We start from the raw sequence: 1348 nt of genomic DNA, 5'->3' as shown, positions 1-1348 counted from the left end.
GGCTCTTCTCCGCTTAGATGAGTCTATAAATTAACAATAAAACCGGTAACACATTGATTTATAATCGCTTCCCACCTTATATCTCAGTATTGTAGTTTGTCGTTATTATCTTCCGCTCTATTTAACTTTAAAGGCCAATCCGTACAGTCTGTAACGCTCGAAGAAAGCTCTCATTCAGTACTCGTCAAATGCAAGCGAGATAGACGCTGTAAAGTTGTTGACCCTGAGACTGGAGCACCGCGCACAGTCGACCACTATGTTCACCGTCGCCTGTCGGATTTACCTGTCAGTGGTCGCCCTTGCGTTATAGAAATTGAATTGGCTCAGACAAGAGATAGGCTCGGCCGAAGGTTGGTTGAAGCGACTGATTTTGTTGATAAGGGGAGTCGTTATACCAAGAGATTCTGTCACTTTATTAGTGGACTATGCCGCTATATGAGCATCCACGCAGTGTCTAAGCATTTAGACATACGCTGGGAAACCGTGAAAAATATCGATAAAGCATTTCTGTTATCTACCTTGCCTGCTTTAGAGCCTAAGAGGTTGACCAACCTTGTTCATATTGGCGTTGATGAAGTCGCCAGGGCTAAAGGCCATGACTATATGACCGTCGTTTATGATCTCGTTTCAGGACAACTTATTTGGGTTGACCATGGGCGGACTTCAAACGTACTCATCAACTTTTTTGAACAATTATCACCGCAAACGAGAGACGGCATCCAAGCGGTATCAATGGATATGGGGCAATCTTACCAATCAGCAGTGAGAAACGCTCTTCCGAATGCAGACATCGTTTTTGACCGGTTTCACGTTATGCAGAACTACTCTCTTCTGATAAGGAAAGAGCGTAATAAAGCGTTTAGGAAAGGAACACATGACGAGAAGAAAATGCTTAAAGGGACGCTATTTTTACTCCTCAAAAATGCGCCGAAATTAAGCGATAAGCAGTCAGATAGGCTAGATGATTTACTTGAAAGCAATAAGACTCTTTGTACGATTTATATGCTCAAAGAACAGCTTCAAGCCTTATGGGATGAACGTAATTTTGACCTGATGATCGCAGCTCTTGATGCGTGGTGCCAGCTTGCTAAAAAGACGAGGATCTTATCTCTCATCAACTTCGCAGACGCGCTTTGGGAGAGAAGAGTTGGGATCTGCAATTATGCAAAATATAAGCTGACGAATGCCCGAGTGGAAGCAGGGAATGTATCGATAGGTCTTCTTAGACGGCGAGCCCGAGGAGTAAGGGATACTGATTACTTTAAATTGAAGATTAGACAAACCTCAATCCTAGAAACTCACTCTACCATTTACCCAGAAATCAAGCTCATCTAAGCGGAGAAGAGCC

Annotated in this window: 1 protein-coding gene; it reads left to right on the top strand. The window is 43.3% G+C overall.

Features of this window, described 5'->3' with window-relative positions:
* Positions 1 to 96 precede the first annotated feature (96 nt).
* Positions 97 to 1335 (top strand): ISL3-like element ISVa7 family transposase, encoded by a 1239-nt coding sequence (locus tag AB4351_RS20560; RefSeq protein ID WP_081317730.1) that lies wholly within the window; start codon positions 97 to 99, stop codon positions 1333 to 1335.
* Positions 1336 to 1348: the final 13 nt, after the last annotated feature.

This window comes from Vibrio sp. 10N.261.51.F11, from assembly GCF_041471665.1.
GTDB classification, from domain to species: domain Bacteria; phylum Pseudomonadota; class Gammaproteobacteria; order Enterobacterales; family Vibrionaceae; genus Vibrio; species Vibrio crassostreae_C.
This window is presented reverse-complemented; position numbering and strand designations above follow the sequence as displayed.